The organism is Microbacterium gorillae, from assembly GCF_050990725.1.
In the GTDB taxonomy this organism is placed as follows: domain Bacteria; phylum Actinomycetota; class Actinomycetes; order Actinomycetales; family Microbacteriaceae; genus Microbacterium; species Microbacterium gorillae_A.
The window spans coordinates 3,844,281-3,860,400 of record NZ_CP158844.1; the positions used below are offsets into that span (position 1 = coordinate 3,844,281).

General features: G+C 68.2%; 17 protein-coding genes. 8 read left to right on the plus strand and 9 right to left on the minus strand.

From position 1 onward, the window contains the following. The first annotated feature begins 3 nt into the window (after positions 1-3). A complete protein-coding gene (locus ABTV68_RS17795) occupies positions 4-1,059 on the plus strand; it encodes a hypothetical protein (RefSeq protein WP_433675010.1) in 1,056 nt (351 codons plus the stop codon). Positions 1,060-1,063: 4 nt separating this feature from the next. Here the strand turns inward: ABTV68_RS17795 and ABTV68_RS17800 are convergent, their stop codons facing one another. Next, positions 1,064-1,702, minus strand: a complete 639-nt coding sequence (locus tag ABTV68_RS17800; protein WP_433675011.1) for a 2-phosphosulfolactate phosphatase — start codon at positions 1,700-1,702, stop codon at positions 1,064-1,066. A 52-nt stretch (positions 1,703-1,754) separates the two neighbouring features. Between ABTV68_RS17800 and ABTV68_RS17805 the strand changes: the two genes are divergently transcribed. Continuing rightward, the gene (locus tag ABTV68_RS17805; protein WP_433675012.1) at positions 1,755-2,264 is read left to right on the plus strand and encodes a hypothetical protein; all 510 of its coding nucleotides are present in this window, start codon (positions 1,755-1,757) and stop codon (positions 2,262-2,264) included. Between the two features lie 4 nt (positions 2,265-2,268). Here the strand turns inward: ABTV68_RS17805 and ABTV68_RS17810 are convergent, their stop codons facing one another. Beyond that, the gene (locus tag ABTV68_RS17810) at positions 2,269-2,841 is read right to left on the minus strand and encodes a GNAT family N-acetyltransferase (protein WP_433675013.1); all 573 of its coding nucleotides are present in this window, start codon (positions 2,839-2,841) and stop codon (positions 2,269-2,271) included. Between the two features lie 48 nt (positions 2,842-2,889). Between ABTV68_RS17810 and ABTV68_RS17815 the strand changes: the two genes are divergently transcribed. Beyond that, positions 2,890-3,408 (plus strand): N-acetyltransferase family protein, encoded by a 519-nt coding sequence (locus tag ABTV68_RS17815; RefSeq protein ID WP_433675014.1) that lies wholly within the window; start codon positions 2,890-2,892, stop codon positions 3,406-3,408. A 147-nt stretch (positions 3,409-3,555) separates the two neighbouring features. On the opposite strand, the gene ABTV68_RS17820 is transcribed toward ABTV68_RS17815, so the two are convergent. The 4 genes from ABTV68_RS17820 to ABTV68_RS17835 form a co-directional block, all read right to left on the minus strand. Next, entirely contained in the window at positions 3,556-5,010 is a 1,455-nt protein-coding gene (locus ABTV68_RS17820) for an FtsX-like permease family protein (protein ID WP_433675015.1), read from the minus strand. After that, entirely contained in the window at positions 5,007-5,768 is a 762-nt protein-coding gene (locus ABTV68_RS17825) for an ABC transporter ATP-binding protein (protein ID WP_433675016.1), read from the minus strand. Before ABTV68_RS17825 ends, ABTV68_RS17820 begins: the two co-directional genes overlap by 4 nt. A 266-nt stretch (positions 5,769-6,034) precedes the next feature. After that, the gene (locus ABTV68_RS17830) at positions 6,035-6,682 is read right to left on the minus strand and encodes a response regulator (protein WP_433675017.1); all 648 of its coding nucleotides are present in this window, start codon (positions 6,680-6,682) and stop codon (positions 6,035-6,037) included. Positions 6,683-6,693: 11 nt separating this feature from the next. Continuing rightward, positions 6,694-7,941 carry a sensor histidine kinase gene (locus ABTV68_RS17835; protein ID WP_433675018.1) on the minus strand — a complete coding sequence of 416 codons (1,248 nt, stop codon included), beginning with the start codon at positions 7,939-7,941 and terminating at the stop codon, positions 6,694-6,696. 120 nt (positions 7,942-8,061) lie between these two features. Here ABTV68_RS17835 and ABTV68_RS17840 point away from each other — a divergent pair, with 120 nt between their 5' ends. The 3 genes from ABTV68_RS17840 (at position 8,062) to ABTV68_RS17850 (ending at position 10,753) form a co-directional block, all read left to right on the plus strand. Then, entirely contained in the window at positions 8,062-8,661 is a 600-nt protein-coding gene (locus ABTV68_RS17840) for a hypothetical protein (RefSeq protein ID WP_433675019.1), read from the plus strand. Continuing rightward, complete coding sequence (locus tag ABTV68_RS17845; RefSeq protein WP_433675020.1) at positions 8,658-9,215, plus strand: RNA polymerase sigma factor; 558 nt, start codon at positions 8,658-8,660, stop codon at positions 9,213-9,215. The genes ABTV68_RS17840 and ABTV68_RS17845 overlap by 4 nt, the downstream gene beginning before the upstream one ends. 92 nt (positions 9,216-9,307) lie before the next feature. After that, positions 9,308-10,753 carry a DUF6421 family protein gene (locus tag ABTV68_RS17850; RefSeq protein WP_433675021.1) on the plus strand — a complete coding sequence of 482 codons (1,446 nt, stop codon included), beginning with the start codon at positions 9,308-9,310 and terminating at the stop codon, positions 10,751-10,753. Between the two features lie 409 nt (positions 10,754-11,162). Here ABTV68_RS17850 and ABTV68_RS17855 read toward each other — a convergent pair whose 3' ends face one another. Next, positions 11,163-11,828 (minus strand): copper resistance CopC family protein, encoded by a 666-nt coding sequence (locus tag ABTV68_RS17855; protein WP_433675022.1) that lies wholly within the window; start codon positions 11,826-11,828, stop codon positions 11,163-11,165. Between the two features lie 459 nt (positions 11,829-12,287). Between ABTV68_RS17855 and ABTV68_RS17860 the strand changes: the two genes are divergently transcribed. Then, entirely contained in the window at positions 12,288-12,779 is a 492-nt protein-coding gene (locus ABTV68_RS17860; protein ID WP_433675023.1) for an FBP domain-containing protein, read from the plus strand. 80 nt (positions 12,780-12,859) lie between these two features. Here ABTV68_RS17860 and ABTV68_RS17865 read toward each other — a convergent pair whose 3' ends face one another. Continuing rightward, complete coding sequence (locus ABTV68_RS17865) at positions 12,860-14,740, minus strand: FAD-binding monooxygenase (RefSeq protein ID WP_433677640.1); 1,881 nt, start codon at positions 14,738-14,740, stop codon at positions 12,860-12,862. Between the two features lie 123 nt (positions 14,741-14,863). Between ABTV68_RS17865 and ABTV68_RS17870 the strand changes: the two genes are divergently transcribed. Beyond that, positions 14,864-15,568, plus strand: coding sequence for an IclR family transcriptional regulator (locus ABTV68_RS17870; protein ID WP_433675024.1), 705 nt, complete (start codon positions 14,864-14,866; stop codon positions 15,566-15,568). 21 nt (positions 15,569-15,589) lie between these two features. Here ABTV68_RS17870 and ABTV68_RS17875 read toward each other — a convergent pair whose 3' ends face one another. Continuing rightward, the gene (locus ABTV68_RS17875) at positions 15,590-16,090 is read right to left on the minus strand and encodes a hypothetical protein (protein ID WP_433675025.1); all 501 of its coding nucleotides are present in this window, start codon (positions 16,088-16,090) and stop codon (positions 15,590-15,592) included. Between the last annotated feature and the right edge of the window lie 30 nt (positions 16,091-16,120).

The window sequence follows — 16,120 nt, forward strand, 5'->3', positions numbered from 1 at the left end:
GGCATGCGTGACGAGAGGGGGAAGATCGTGGGCGACACCTCGGCAGATGAGGAAAGACGACGCCTGATGGCGGCCGCCTACGGCCGCGCTGGAGCCGACCTCGAGCCGGAACAGGCACGACGACTCGCGGAACTCCTGGCACCCGCGGACGATGCGCCGGCGGCTCAGGAGGATGAACACCTCACACCCGGTCCGCAGGCTGCGCGCGATACCCGCCGTCCTCGAACGAGGGTTCGTGTGGCCGGCCCCGTTCGCCGCGCGCTGCTGGCCGTCGGCGCCGCAGTGATCCTGGTGGTGACCTTCGTGGCGGGATGGGCGGGGCACGACTGGGCGCAGGCGCCCGACACCGCCGCCTCGTGGATCCCCGTGAGCGAGACCGTCGCCACGACCCTCAACGCCGCGCGAGTGGAGATCGCCAACGAGGCGGACCCTGACACCCTCGTCTATATCGGCATGCTCTACGGCAGCGTCGTCTGGGAAGCGCGTTCGGTGGATGGCGAAAGTCGCTGCTTCGTGATCGCTGCCATCCCCGATGCGAGCCAGCCGAGCAGCGCAGACCTGCTGAGCTGCACCGCCGAGACGACGGGGGCCGCGGAGCTGTGGTCGACCTCTGCATCGGGAGAGACGTATACCGCCCGCAGCACGATCCAGGCCGTCTGGCGGGAGGGAACTCCTGCTCAGCTCGAGCCGGTGTGGCATGACGTGACCATCAGCGCGCTGGAGCCGAACGCGATCATCAACCGTACGCGACCGGTCCCCCCGGACGACGCCGTCACCGCGACGCCCGTCGCGGTCTCAGGGCTCACCGCGCTGTGGGCCGTGGATCAGGACGGATTGCGCTGCGTGTACGCGATCACGCTCTCGGGGTCCGACATCAACACGGCCGGGTACGAGAGCGCCGAGTCGTGTCGCGAGAGGGTCACCTCGAGCGAGCAGACCACCTGGATCTTCCCCGGCCCTGAGTTCTCCTTTCCGCCAGCGCCGTCCGGTCGGTACGTCCGCACCGTCGTCACCTGGCTTCCGGGCCAGGATCCCGTGGCGACGCTGCGCGAGGAGTGACGTGTCAGGCGCGGATGATGCCGTCGATCAGCCGTGGCGCGACCCGATCCGCGTCTACGCTCGCGGCAGCCGCGGTGACGGCACGCTCATCTCGCATGATCAGCTCTCGTCCTGATCCCGACGCGCCCAGCAGATGGCGCACGGCGCCGGCGAGTGCCCGGTACGCCTCACCGGCGACCGCGGCCTCCGGTGAGGTGTGATCGAGACCCCGTGTGCTCAGCGCGTCGATGATCGCACCCGCACCGAGCTGATCCTCGACCGCGAAGCGCACGTGAGCGTCGGGATCTCGAGAGGTGAGCTCTCCCGCCGCGATCACGGCCACCGAGGTGCGCGCGCCCCGCTGGTTCTGCAGATCGACGATCGCGTCGGCGATCGCGGAGGCGTTGCGCAGGCTGCCGATCAGGACGACCGGGGCGTGGTCCTGATCGGCCGCGAATGCGGCAACGGCCGCTCCGTTGAGAGAGCGCGGGGCGAGATCTGCGAGCGCAAGCTCCTCACCGGCGGCGGTGCGTTCGGAGACCACCGACGAGAATCGCAGCACGTCCACCACGACGACAACGTCCGCCGGTGCCAGCCGGGCCAGGCCCGTTGTCCCCCACTCCATGCGCACCTGATACGTGTCCTGGGCGAAGGGGAAGCTCATCCCTCCATGCTATTCACCGCTGACGCACCGCCCGCCGGGGCAGGATGGTGGCATGCGCGTGATGCTCAAGTTCCAGATCGACTGCGACGCCGATGCAGCCTGGCGTGCGCTGCACTCCCCCGCGGTGCTGGCCGAGCTCTACAGCCCGCTCATCGTGTTGCGGCCGATGACACCCATCCCCACGCAGCTCGAGCACGGCGGCGACACGGCCGTGGAGATGCTCATGATGGGAGCCGTGGGCATCGGCAAGCAGCTCATCCACACCACCGATCGCGAGGTCGTCCACGACGGCGTGCGGGTGCGGATCCTGCGAGACTCGGGCATTCCGTTGACAGGGCCCTTGGCGTCGCTGGATGTGTGGGATCACCAAATGGCGGTGAGCGCGGTTCCGGGACGGCCGGATCGCACGCTGTGGCGCGATCGCCTCACCGTCCGCGGAGCGACAGCCCCGGCACTCTGGCCGACCCTGTGGGCGTCGTGGCAGCTGCGCCAGGCGCGCATCACGAAGCTCGCACCCACGTGGGCTTTCGATCCCGAGGCGTCCGCATCACCGGCGGACTGACGAATCAGACCAGGGATCTGCGCATCAGCACCCGCGGGAAGCCGTCGAGCACCGATCCGGTGTCGGCGGCCTTCGTGAATCCGGCTCGCTCGAACAGGCTCCGCGTACCCACGTAGGCCATGGTGAGGTTGACCCGGTTCCCGCCGTTGTCGACGGGGTAGCCCTCAATGGCGACCGCACCGCTGTCACGGGCGTGTTCCACGGCCCCGTCTACGAGAGCGTGCAGGACCCCCTGTTTGCGGTGTCCGGGCTTCACCCGGAAGCACCACAGCGACCAGACGTCGAGATCGTCCACGTGCGGAATCAGTCGGTTGCGCGCGAAGCTCGTGCCGGCTCGCGGGTGCACCGCCGCCCATCCCACCGGTTCTCCGTCGAGATAGGCGAGCACTCCCGGCGGGGGATCCTGCGCACAGAGCTCCTTCACCCGATCGGCGCGTGCCTGACCGCGGAGTGAGACGTTCTCCTTGTTGCCGATGCGATAGCTCAGGCAGAAGCACACGTTGGAGGTGGGCTTCTTCGGCCCGACCACCGCGGCCACGTCTTCGAAAACGACCGCCGGCCGTACCTCGATGCTCATACAGCCAGTGTCGCAGGGACCTCCGACAGTGAACTACGCTGGCGCGTCATGGCACCTCTTCGCTTCGACATCAGACAGGCCGCCCTCCCGGATGCGCACGGGCTCGCAGAGGTGCACGTGCGCGCCTGGCGAGAGGCGTACGCCGGGCGAATGCCGCAGAGCCTGCTCGACGGTCTGTCGGTGTCGGATCGGATCGCTTCCTGGCAGCGGATTCTGACGTCGGAGGCCGAGCCGGAGGCGCCGTGGCGTTCCTGGCTGTCCGATAACGAAGGGCGCGTGGCGGGTTTCATCTCAATCGGGCCGTCCCGCGATGAGGATCTGCCCCCGCACATCGAGCTGTACGCCCTGTACGTGCTTGCGGACGCCTACGGATCGGGCGCAGGCCAGGCGCTGATGGATGTCGCGTCCGACTTCGCCCGACCGACCTCCCTGTGGGTGTTGGACGACAACCCCCGGGCGCAGGCGTTCTACCGCCGCAACGGCTTCGCGTTCGACGGAGCGGAGAAAGTCGACGAATACAACGGCGTCAAGCTCCGCGAGCTGCGCATGGTGCGCGACGAGGTCTGACACGCATCCGGCGCGCGCTTCCCGCGGGGTCCACGCAATGCGTCGAAAAGAGGATCATGTCGCGAGCGAAGGACGAAATCGGCACATCCGTCCTCATCTCAGCGCATGATCCTCTTTTCGACGCAGGGGCTGCGGCGCGGGGATCGGTCAGTCCGTGGCGAGGGCCTCCACAGGAACCACACGTGTCGCGAGGCGCGTCGGCGCGAGGGATGCCACCACCGTCAGCAGCGCGGTGGCCGCGACGACGCCGAGGATGAGCGTCCAGGGAATGGTCGGCAGGATGAAGTTCGGCGCGGTCATGTCCGGCGGCACCGGAATCGAGCCCAGCGTGGACTGTGCGCCCACCCACCCGTAAGCGACACCGAGCACGAGGCCCGTCGCGAGGGAGGCGATCGAGATGTGCGCGGCCTCCAGCAGCACCATGCGTCGAACCTGCTTGGCCGTGAATCCGAGAGCGCGCAGCAGTCCCAGTTCGCGACGACGCTGCACCACACCGATCGTCAGCAGGTTCACGAGGCCTACGGCGGCGATGATCGCCGAGACTCCGACGAGCCCCATCATGACGGCGGCGAAGCTGTCCATGACCTGACTGATCTGAGCTCCGATCGCCGAGTCGGCACCGCGCACCATCATCGCCTTGGCGGATTCGCTGGCGACCGAGAACATGGTGACCAGGGTCACGCCCATCACCACGCCGATCGTCATGCGTGCCGAGCGCTCGGGGTGGCGCATCGCGTTCTCGGCAGCCAGTTTCGCGGTGGGCGAGGAGCCGAACAAGCGCCCGACCAGGCCCAGCACCGGCGGCATGATGAACGTCGAGCCCAGCGCGAGTCCGGTGAAGGAGAGGACCCCGCCGAGGAAGGCGATGGCGACGCCCATCGGGTTGATGAACGTGCCGAACAGCAGCCCTCCCGCCAGCAGAGCGATCCCCATCACGAGCAGGGCGACGGCCGAAGCAGTGCGCGCGGGACGGCGAACATCGTCCGCGGTCCGCTCCTGCGACCCGGCGAGCGCCTGCAGCGGAGTCACCGTGAGCACGCGACGCGACCCCACCCATGCCGCCGCCCAGGTCGTGAGCGCCACGGCGGCGGCGGGGATCACGATCCACGGCTGCAGCACGCTGAACGAGAGGTCACCGACACCCAGCGCACGGTTGACGAGAGGCAGCGCCACCGCGGCCGCGGCGGTGGCGAGCACGAGGCCGATGACGGCTCCGATCACGCCGACCCCCAGTCCCTGACGGGCGATCGCTGCACGCTCGGAGCGAGCCGACGCACCGATGAGACGCATCAGCGCGATCTGCCGCGTGCGCCCCGCCACGATCGTCGCGAACGTGTTGGCGGTCACGATGGAGGCCACATAGACCGCGACGCCCACCAGCAGCACGCTGAGCATGACCACGACGAACATCGCCGTGGCGGATTCCCCGAGCACCGGGTTGTCCATCATCACCGCGCCGATGTAGCCCGTCACCGTGACGAGGACGACACCGAACGCGGAGCTGAGGGCGGCGATGAGGATGCTCGATCCCATCCCCCGCTCACGCAGCCAGCCGAGCGAGGGGGCCGCGCTCTTCGTCGGTGCAAGCGCGACGGCGGTCATGCGTTCACCTCGGCCGCGAGCATGTACGTGGTGATCTGCTCGGGCGTCTGACGCGGCTTGTCGGCCACGATGCGACCGTCGCCCAGGAAGATGACGCGGTCGGCGTAGGAGGCGGCGATCGGATCGTGGGTGACCATCGCGATCGACTGGCCGTGCTCGCGGCTGGCGGCAGCGAGTAGGGACAGCACCTCGCGCCCGGTGCGGGAGTCGAGGTTTCCGGTCGGCTCATCGGCGAAGACGAGGTCGGGCGCGGTAGCGAGCGCACGGGCGATGGCCACGCGCTGCTGCTGGCCGCCCGACAACTGGTGCGGTCGATGGGTGAGACGGCTCCGGAGTCCCAGCGTGTCGACCAGCATCGCGATGCGCGCGGTCTCCTCCGCCGTCGGCTTGCGGCCATCGAGGTCGAGGGGCAGCTGGATGTTGCCAGCCACGTCGAGGGTGGGCACCAGGTTGAACGACTGGAAGATGAAGCCGATCCGACGACGCCGCAGCAGCGTGAGGTCGGTGTCGCCCATGCCGGTGATATCGGTGTCGCCGATCCACACGTTGCCGCTGGACGGCGAGTCGAGCCCCGCCATGATGTGCATGAGCGTGGACTTGCCCGAGCCGGACGGGCCCATGATGGCGGTGAACTGTCCGCGACGCACGCCGACACTCACGTCGTCGAGCGCACGGACCTCGCCCTCGCCCGAGCCATAGGTCTTGGTGAGGTGCTGGACGCGGGCGGCGAGCCCGAGGTCGGAGGTCGTGATCTGCATGCTTCCAGCCTCGTTCGACGGCAGACGCACGCACATCGCCCCCGCGCCCGATCCCCCTACATCGCGAGGATGATCCGACTCCCCCACCCGTGAGACTTCCGTCTGTGGGTGACAATGCACGCAACGCGGGGTTTCTCGCCCACAGAGGGAATTCTCGCGGGGTTCGGCACGCGCGGCTGGACGGGACGGCGCTGCGGAGGTGCGTGGCCGGGGCGGACCGAGCGCGACGATCACAGTGCCGGGCGCTGGGTGGCGCGGAGGCGGGGTTAGGCGAGGCCGTGCTCGAAAGCGAAGACCACGAGCTGCACCCGGTCGCGCAGGTCGAGCTTGGTGAGGATGCGACTGATATGCGTCTTCACGGTCGCCTCGGAGAGGAACTCCCGCGCGGCGATCTCGGCGTTGCTCAGCCCACGTGCTGCGAGGGCGAAGATCTCGCGCTCACGCTCGGTTAGCGTCTCGTACTCTGCGGGAAGCGGTGCCGTCTGCGGGCTCGTGAAGTGCGCGAAGAGGTCTTGCGTCGCAGCAGCGGCGATGACCGCCGATCCGGAATGGACCGTGCGGATCGCCGCGAGGAGCGCTTCCGGCTCAGTGTCCTTGAGGAGGAATCCGCTCGCGCCCTGCTGGATCGCGCGCGCGGCTGCTTCATCGAGATCGAACGTCGTGAGCATCACCACGCGCGGTGCGTCCGGAGTGCGGAGGATCTCCGCGGTGGCCGTGAGACCGTCCATCACCGGCATGCGGATGTCCATGAGCACGACGTCGGGCTTCGTGCGCGCCACCACGTCGAGCGCCTCGCGCCCGTCGCCGGCCTCGCCCACCACGTCGATATCGGGCTGCGAGTCGGCCAGCATGCGAATGCCGGCGCGGAACAGCGCCTGATCGTCGACGAGCACGACCCGGATCGAATCGGCCATGCGTACGCTCCTCAGCTGGTGGCACCGGCGGCTGAATCCGCCGGCTCTGCGATCTCGGTGATCGGGATGCTGGCGCGGACGACGAAGCGATTCCGCCCGTCGGTGGCGTCAGCCCCCGCATCGAGTGTGCCACCCACAAGCTGAGCGCGCTCGCGCATGCCGATGAGACCGTGACCCCCGGGGCGTGATGAATCCTGCGGATTGATCACGTTGATGACCCCGAGATCGACGCGATCCGGGTACCACGACAGGTAGACGTCCACGCCGGAATCGTCGCCGTGACGCATGGCGTTGGTGAGCGCCTCCTGCAGAATCCGGTACACCGCCAGCTGGATCGCGCCGGGCGGGTCGACGCGCGGAATCGGATCGACGTCCACGCGCAGATCGACGCCGGCCTGGCGCACCTGCGTGTAGAGCATCTCCAGATCGGCCAGGGTGGGCTGCGGGCCCTCGGCCTGCGAGTGTCGCAGCTGCGTCAGCAGCAGTCGGACGTCCGACAGCGCGCCGCGCGCTGTGCTCGCGATGGTCCGCAGCGCTTCTGTCGCCGCCTCCGGGCGTGCCACCGACGCATATCGGGCGCCGTCGGCCTGCGCGATCACGACCGCCAGGGAATGAGCAACCACGTCATGCATGTCGCGGGCGATCTGCGTGCGCTGCTGTTCGGCAACGGCCAGCGCCTCGGCGATCTCCCGCTCACGCTCCACCCGACGCGTGCGGAGGCGGTTGCGCAGCAGGAGGCCGAACGCCCAGCTGAGTCCCATGGACGCGATGCAGGCCACGAACATCGCCGCGGTGATGACCAGGACCAGCGTGGTGCCCGGCGTTTCCGTGGTGCCTGCGGCCGGGTTCATGAACGCGCCCGCGAGGGTCGCGAGAGTGACGTAGGCGGATGCCAGGAGCGACCCCACCACCACGGACGCGAGCCCCCAGTACAGGGTTCGCTTCGACCCGTAGGCCGACGTGGCGAACAGCACCATGAAGACCACCGGGATGATCACACCCGGGATCAGCACGAATGCCATCGTCAGCAGCGCGGCGACCCACGCGATGATGAGCGCCAGGGGCGGCGAGAGTCGGCGGATCGCAGCGGCCCCGGCGGCCAGCACCGTGCTCAGCACTGCGCCGAACGCGGTCCAGCCGTTCGTGGGTTCCATTCCGGTCGCCGAGGCGACGCCGATCACCGGCCACCCGATCAGAAGCAGCAGGGAGGCGCCGACGATATCCCAGACCAGTTGGGAACGGCGAAGCGGACGGAACACCCCTCCACGCTACGGGAGGCCCCGCTTCGGCACATCCGTCTCCGGATGTATGAGATCGGCACCGGATGAGACACCTCGCCATCGAACGGGCATGTCTCGGTGAGAGGGTGGTGCAGAAACATGGACGATGACTTCACGGCACGACTGAATGCGATGGTTGCCCCACCGGATGCGCGGCTGGCAACTGCCGCGCGTGACGTTGCGCGCGCCGCCACGCATCGACAGCCTCGACGATGGTTCGTCCCGCTGATCGTGGTCGGAGCTGTGGTGCTCACTGGGGCCGCTTCGGCAACAGCCCTCGGCCTGAACTCCTGGCCGTTCGTCCAGCTGCCCGACGGGGCATCGCGCACTTCGGTGCCGATTCCCCTCGTGTTCACCACGATTGACGGTGAGCAGGAGGAGTGCGGTGGCTACGTCGAGTTGAGCCAGGTGACGCCCGAGCAGATCCGAGCCCTCAACGACGACATCGCCGCGCGCGACTGGTCCGGCTTCGGACAGTCGCTGTACGACAACGCGACCGGCGCCCCTGTTCCCGGCGATCCCAACGACGGCGAAGAGCGCGTGGGCGAGGGTTTCACGCGATGGGTTCCCAGCTTCGTCACCGCGACCATTCCTGATGCGGCGATCCTGCCCGGATCCGATCTCGCCCTCGAGCCGCCGACGGATGTGCCGCTCGTTGAAGCATGGGGCTTCTCCTGCGTGCCCGGGGTCCTCGGATGAGTCGCGAGGAGCTGCGCGCACGCATCGCGGCTGCCGCCGAGCGGGAGGCGCCCGACCTCCTCGCGTACTTCGTTCGCCGCACTCCGGTCCGTGAGGACGCCGCCGATCTGCTGTCGGAGACGATGCTGGTGCTGTGGCGTCGCGCCCGAGACGCGCCGCGCGACGACGCCCAGCTACGTCCGTGGCTGTTCGGTGTGGCTCACCGGGTGTTGCAGCGCCACAGACGTTCGTGGGCTCGACGTGCGGCTGTGACCGAGCGACTGCGCAGCGAACTGGAGCAGAACCCGTACACCGGCTTCACCGACGCCGATGACGCCCGCCGTGTGCGCGACGCGCTTCGAGAACTGGCCGAGCTGGACCAGCAGATCATCATGCTGGTCCACTGGGAGGGCTTCATGCAGGCCGAAGCAGCGGCCATCCTCGGACGCAATCCGTCGACGGTGCGCACGCGCTATGAGCGCGCACGTCAGCGGCTCCGAGCGATCCTCGCCGATCACGATGGGCGCAGCGTACGGGCCCACGGAACTCAGCCGTCGTCAGGGGGAACCCGCTAGGATCGTCGCAACCCATTCACCCGCCGCCGCATTCACAAGACGTGGCAGCACGTCGCAGTGCAGCGGCCCGAGCCTCGAGATCGGAGGTTCCCATGTCCATCAGCCAGACCCACGAAACGCGTGAGCACAAGGCCGTCGTCGGAGAGCCCGAGGTCGTCGAGGACGGTCGCGCAGTCGGCGTGGAGGACTCGCCGCAATGGCTCGCCCTGAAGGGTGCCGCCACCGAGCTGCAGACGATGCAGGTGAAGGACGGCTCGGTTCCCGAGACCACCGATCACGCGCGCGCCGGTGAACTGGTGCAGACGATCATCTCGTCGATCGACACGCTGGCCCCGTTGTTCCCGCATGACGCGGAGTACCTGACCGCTTTGGTCGCCGACTTCCGGCGCTGGGCGGATGAGGGCTTCGGCGTACCGGACTTCCTGGATTCGCTTGTGGCCTTCCAGCCGCAGCTGCACCGCGTCGACGGGATCCGCCACCTCGTGGTGTTCCCGATGTACACGCAGAATGGTTCGCCCGATCGCCACGTCGAAGCGCTGATCGTCGAGGTCATCTGGCCCGAGTTCATCGCCGAGCTGGAGGCAGGCGACTACGGCAACAAGCTGTTCGTGTCCCTGCGTCTGGTCGATTTCACCTCCGGCTACGACACGAACTCCGCGGTGCTGTTCCCCGAGACGGTGTCGATGCGCGAGATCCCCACGTTCACGTGGGGCGCGATCTTCCAGGACCGCGAGGCCGCGCGCTACCGCCGTGTGGTGGATGCCGCAGCGGAGATCACCAAGCTCGAACTCCCCGAGGACGCCGCGCGCATGCTCACCGACCAGAAGCTGGCCGAGGAGACGTTCGTGATGTGGGACATCATCCACGACCGCACGCACATGCGAGGCGACCTGCCGTTCGATCCGTTCATGATCAAGCAGCGCATGCCGTTCTTCCTCTACTCGCTGGAGGAGATGCGCTGCGACCTCACCGCCTTCCGCGAGAGCGTCAAGATCCAGCGAGCGCTCCAGGCGCGCAAGGACGCCGGCGACGCGATCACCGACGCCGAAGAGCAGATGCTCGAGAAGGCGGCACTGGTGCAGTACGCCGTGCTGTTCGACCGCATCTTCCGCTTCGCGCTGACCGGCACGCGCGTGCGCAACTACGACGGACTCGGCGGTCAGCTGCTGTTCGCGTGGCTGCACCAGCGCGGTGTGCTGCACTGGACCGACGTGTCGCTGGCCGTCGAGTGGGATCGCCTGCCCGACGCCGTGGTGGCGCTGGGTGACGCGATCGACGACCTGTACTGGCGCTCGATCGACCGTCCGAAGACCGTGCACTGGCTGGCCGCGTACGACCTCGTGCGCTCCGTGGTCACGCCGCACCCGGCATCGCAGTGGAACCGCGGTCTGCCCGACGAGATCCTCCTCGGCGCGCCGAAGGGGTACACCGATGCGGTGCTGGACGACGAGTTCCCGCTGTCGATGTTCTTCGAAGCCCTCGACAAGAAGATGACGGACGTCATCGCGTCGACGCAGGGCATTCGCGGCACCGACTGATCACAGAAAAGGTCCCCGCTCCGACAGGCGCGGGGACCTTTCTCTGTGGGCGACGATCGCCACGAGAAGTGACAGGTGCTCGACGAGGGCGGCGGGCCAGTGAATGCGAGGGGATGCATGCACCTCCACAGCCGCCCTCGTCGAGCGTCTCCGTGGATGGATCCGTCCTCCTGCGCACGGTTCGCCAGGACCAGAGTCTCAGCGAGCCGTCCCGATTGCCCAGGATTTCCGATTCACCCCCCGAACGTACAGGTCGTCGCGCGGGTGGAGATTCGACCGGACGTACATGACGAATCGTCTTGCAGGTCCGCCCGATACTTAAAAGTTACGGAGCAGTCCACCCACGTGTCAATTGCGGGTACGGCGCGCCCTGGAATCGGTGCAGAATCGTCACCCGCGGCGCGGGGACTCACCCGCGAGTCGCGCGGCGACGCAGCAGGATCACGGCCAACACCGCTACGACAGCGACGATGACGACCAGGCCGATCACGATCCCCAGCACCGGGGACCCGCTGTCCGCGGTGGTCGCGTCCGGGGAAGCGACCACCGACGTCTCGGGCGATGCGGCGGGGGCGGTGGTCGGCGCGGCGGTCGCAGTCGCCACCGGCGTCGCTGTCGCGGGATCGGTGGTCGGTTCCGTCACCGGGGCCTGCTCCGTGACCGGCGGCTGCTCCGCCGCCAGCGTGAAGGTCCAGTTGCCCTGCGTGGGGTGGCCGTCGCTGGAGGTGATCTGCCAGTTGACGGTGTACTCGCCGTTCGGCAGGCCAGTCTTCAGCGGAATGGTCACGATGGTTCCCTCCACCGTCGGAGTGCCGTCGGCATAGTTCGCGCCATCCTCGCCGCGAACCTCCGCGAAGGTGCCTTCCGGGAACACCTCCTGGGAGAACTCGAGCCCGATCGAGGTGGGCGCGGCGGTCACCGTCTCGCCCTTCGACGGCGTGGTGGCCACCAGCTCATCGTGGGCGAGGGCCGGAGTGGCCGCGAACAGACCGCCGATCATCGTGGCGATGAGAGCCAGCACCACCAGCAGCGCGGTGCGCGGGCGTGCGAGAGCGGGGCGGGTGAGCGTGGACATGCAGAACTCCTGTCGGCGAACTCGGATCGCCCGATTCGGGGGCGGCGGACGCGTGTCCATTCTTCCCGGTTCCTGCTGGACGACCGCGCAGAGTGCACAGCCCTCGCCTGTGGAGGAGGGGGTACGATCGAGGTATGTCGTCGATGAGTCCCGTGATCGGGAGCAGGGAGGTCCGTGGCGTTCTCCGCGCCGCGGACAGAGGCGCGCGCCTCGCGCGCTGACTCGCCCCTCTCGGACCTCCTTCCGATCGCCTCGTCAGTCGACGATGTGATCGGTGGCGTCTCTGGGATTCGAGCGAATCAGCGAAGCATCTCCGCTCGTCGCCGTACGGCGAGCGTCCGTGCCGCGAAGCGATTCACGCTGTCGCGCAACTCATTCTGAGATCGTTCTCGCTCACCCGCGGAAACGCCTTCCCATGCGTATCCGCGCCGTTCAGCGAGACGCTGACGAAAGACGACAATGCAGAACCTCACCGAGGCGCAGATCCGCGCCTCCTTCATCAACACCACCCGTTCCGAGCGCACCCGCGCGAGCATGCCCGAGTTCGACGAACTCGTCTGGGACAAGCTCGACTACCTGGGCTGGCGCGACCGGAAGCAGCCACAGATCGGCTATGTGGTCGGCATCGTGGACGGCGAGCCCGTCGGCGTGATGCTGCGCCAGAGCGACACCAAGCCGCGCAGCCGGGCGCAGTGCACCTGGTGCACCGACGTCACGCTGCCCAACGACGTCGTGCTGTTCGCGGCGCGACGCGCGGGCGATGCTGGCCGGCGCGGCGACACCGTCGGCACCCTGGTGTGCAGCGGGTTCGAGTGCTCACGCAACGTCCGCAAGCTTCCGCCGCTGCCCTACCCTGGCTTCGATCGCGAGGCTGCGCGACTGCAGCGCATCGAGACCCTCGGCGTCACCGTCGAGGCGTTCCTGCGCGACGTTCGCGACCACACGGCCTGATCCGCGAAACACCCAAGCAAGTCCGAGACACCCCGCGCTGCGGGGTTTATCGGACTTGCTTGGGTTTCTCGGGAGCTTCGTCAGCGCTGGGGCAGCATGTTCCCCGCGAAGAAGGAGGTGAGCTCCTCGCGCGCGGTGAGCGGCAGCACCTGGGCGACGTACTGATCCGGACGGACCACCACGATCGCGCCCGCACGCGAGACGCCTCGCTCGTCGAAGATGTCACCGCGCTCCGGGTCCACGGCGTACACCTTCTCATAGTCGGTGAGCTGGAACGGCCCGGACTGCGGCAGGAAGATCGCGGGCACTCGCGCGATGTCCACGGCCGTGTACGGCTGCTGGTAGATCACCTTCACGTCGAACACCGCGTCCACGTCAGCGCCCGAGGGCGTGAAGCGCACCACCGGCGACTCCGCGGATCCGGCGAGCCACTCCGCGAGATCTGTCGTCGCGGGTGCGTCACCGGCATCCGCGAAGACGTAGATACGCCACCGGCCATCGGCGCGCGCATGGTGGCCGAGATGCACCGGGTTCGCATCCGCGACGCGGACCGCCCGCGCCGACTTGAAGCGCTTGCCCACCGGGAATCCGGTCGCGAGCTCCTGGTGCGCCTGATCGCCCGTGATCGGCGAGGTCATGTACTGCGTGCGGAACCCCGCGGGGAACTCCGCCGTCGTCGTGTAGAAGTCGGCCAACTCCTGGGGGCTGGAGAACTCCTCGGGCTTGCGCGCCATCATCGCCGACCACTCGCGATCGAAGTCGATGAGATTCTGCGCGATCACCTGGCGCTCATCCGAGTAGGTGTCCAGCAGGGCGGCGTCGCTGCGGCCCTCCAGCACCTGACCCAGCTTCCATCCCAGGTTGAAGCCGTCCTGCATCGATACGTTCATGCCCTGACCCGCCTTCGCGGAGTGCGTGTGGCAGGCGTCGCCCAGGATGAACACCCGCGGCGTGCGCGTGCCGGTGAGCTCCTCCGGCACATCGTCGAACTTCGGCGTGACGCGGTGACCCACCTCGTACACGCTGTGCCACGCCACGTTCTTCACGTCCAGCGAGTAGGGGTGCAGGATCTCATTCGCCTTCGCGATGATCTGCTCGATGCTGGTCTCGCGAACGGCGCGGTTGTCGGTATGCGAAACCTCGCCCAGATCGACGTAGCTGCGGAACAGGTACCCGCCCTCGCGCGGGATGTGCAGGATGCTGCCGTGAATGGATGTGATCGCGCACTTCGTGCGGATATCGGGGAAGTCTGTGTTGGCCAGCACGTCCATCACACCCCAGGCGTGGAAGGCCTGGTCCCCCACGGGCTTCTGACCGATGGCGTCACGTACCCGGGACCGAGCCCCATCGGCTCCCACGACGTACTTCGCCCGCACCGTACGGGTGGTGCCCTCCTGCGCACCCGCCGTACCACGCAGGTGCACGGTGACGGGGTATTCGCCCTCCCCCATCTCGAGGTCCAGGAATTCCCAGCCGTAGTCCGGCTCGATGCGCGCCGGGCCGTTCTTGGCGTACGCGGCGAAGTAGTCGAGCACACGCGCCTGGTTCACGATCATGTGCGGGAACTCGCTGATGCCGTGGGGATCGTCCGCCTCCCGCGCAGTGCGGATGATGTTCTCGGGATGCTCCGGATCGGGGGTCCAGAAGTTCATGGCGGTGAGCTGGAACGCCTCGGCGATGATCGCCTCCGCGAAACCGAACGCCTGGAACGTCTCGTTGCTGCGTGCCTGGATCCCGTCGGCCTGACCGATCACGAGCCGGCCGGGACGACGCTCGATGATGCGCGTGGTCGCGGTGGGATACTCGGTCATCTGGGCGGCGAGGAGCATGCCCGCGGGGCCCGAGCCGACGATCAGGACGTCGATCTCATCGGGAAGCTCGGTGGGGCGGTCGACTCCCGTGCCCGCCGCGGGCCGAACCCGCGGATCTCCGGAGATATACCCGTGGTGGTGGAACTGCATCGTCACGATCCCTTCGACAGCAGTGTCGATTGCCTGCTTGTGTTCGATATTCGAATCTGCAATTCTCATAATGAACGCGGCAAGGATAGGGCCGCGCGACCCTGGCCGCAAGAGGAGACAGACATGACCGCCTCCGCTCCCCCGTCGCAGACGCTCAGTCGCGGGATCCGCATCCTCGAGGTGCTGGCCGACGCGTCGAGTGCCATGACCATCGACGAGCTTGCCGGGGCGCTGCAGCTGCACCGCTCGATCGTGTATCGGCTGCTTCGAACGCTGGAGGAGCACGCCCTGGTCTCCCGCGATCCCGCCGGCCTCGTCTCCCTGGCGCCTCGACTGGCGTCCCTGGCCGCGGCCGTGTCGCGGGACCTGCAGGCAGCCGCCCTTCCTGAGCTCACCGCAACAGCGAACGAGCTGGGCATGACCTGCTTCCTGGCCGTGCTCGACCGCGACCAGTGCGTCACCCTGGCCAGCGTGGAGCCACATCGGTCGGTCGCCACCATGGTGCAGCACCCGGGCGGGAGCCATCCGGTATGGCTCGGCGCTCCCGGGAAGGCGATCCTGACGGAGCTCCCGGTGCAGCAGTGGCCGTTTCCGCCGACGCCGGAGCTCATCGCGGAGGTGGACGAATCCCGCGCGCGCGGCTGGGCCACCAGCCGCGACGAGGTGATCCCGACGGTTCGCGCCCTCGCCGTGCCGCTCCAGGTGCGCGGTCAGCGCCCCGCGGCGATCGCGGTGGTTCACATCGGCGACCGCGAAGACGTGTCCGCCATCGTCGCGCGGCTGCACCGCGGCGTCGCCGCGGTGCGTGACGCCCTCGGCGACCGCTGACACGGTGCCGGCCCGTGACGGTCAGCAGCCGGGAGCGTGGGGCGAGGTGATACAGGTGTCGTGGGTGAGAGCGGTGCGGGCAGCGAGGACGCGGATGTCGGGTCCGGGACTTCGGGACGTGATGGTGCCGATCACGGGACGAGCGATGGCGTCGGAGAACGTGACGGTCGCGGTGTATTCGGCGACAAGCGTCGTGCCGTATGTGCCGCGGGCCGGGTAGGTGTGGTCGAAGACGGCGCTGCCACCCGGGTGTGATGCGATGCCGCCATCGCCGAAATCGATCCCCACGCGAACCGGGGTGAACGTCACGGTCACGGGGAAGCTCAGCAGCGTTCCGGTCAGGCTGTGCGCATCCGCTGCCACGGCTACCGATGCCGGAGACGCCACGAGGGTGATGCCCTCATTCGGGGTGTTCGCACTGGGGGCGTGCGGGGTGAAGCGGATGAGGTCGGAGTTGTAGATCGTGTCGGGGTAGTCGGGCAGCACGACGACCACGCACGCCGTATCGCGGAAACCGTCCACCGTGCACGAGGGTGCCGAAGGTTCGGGTTC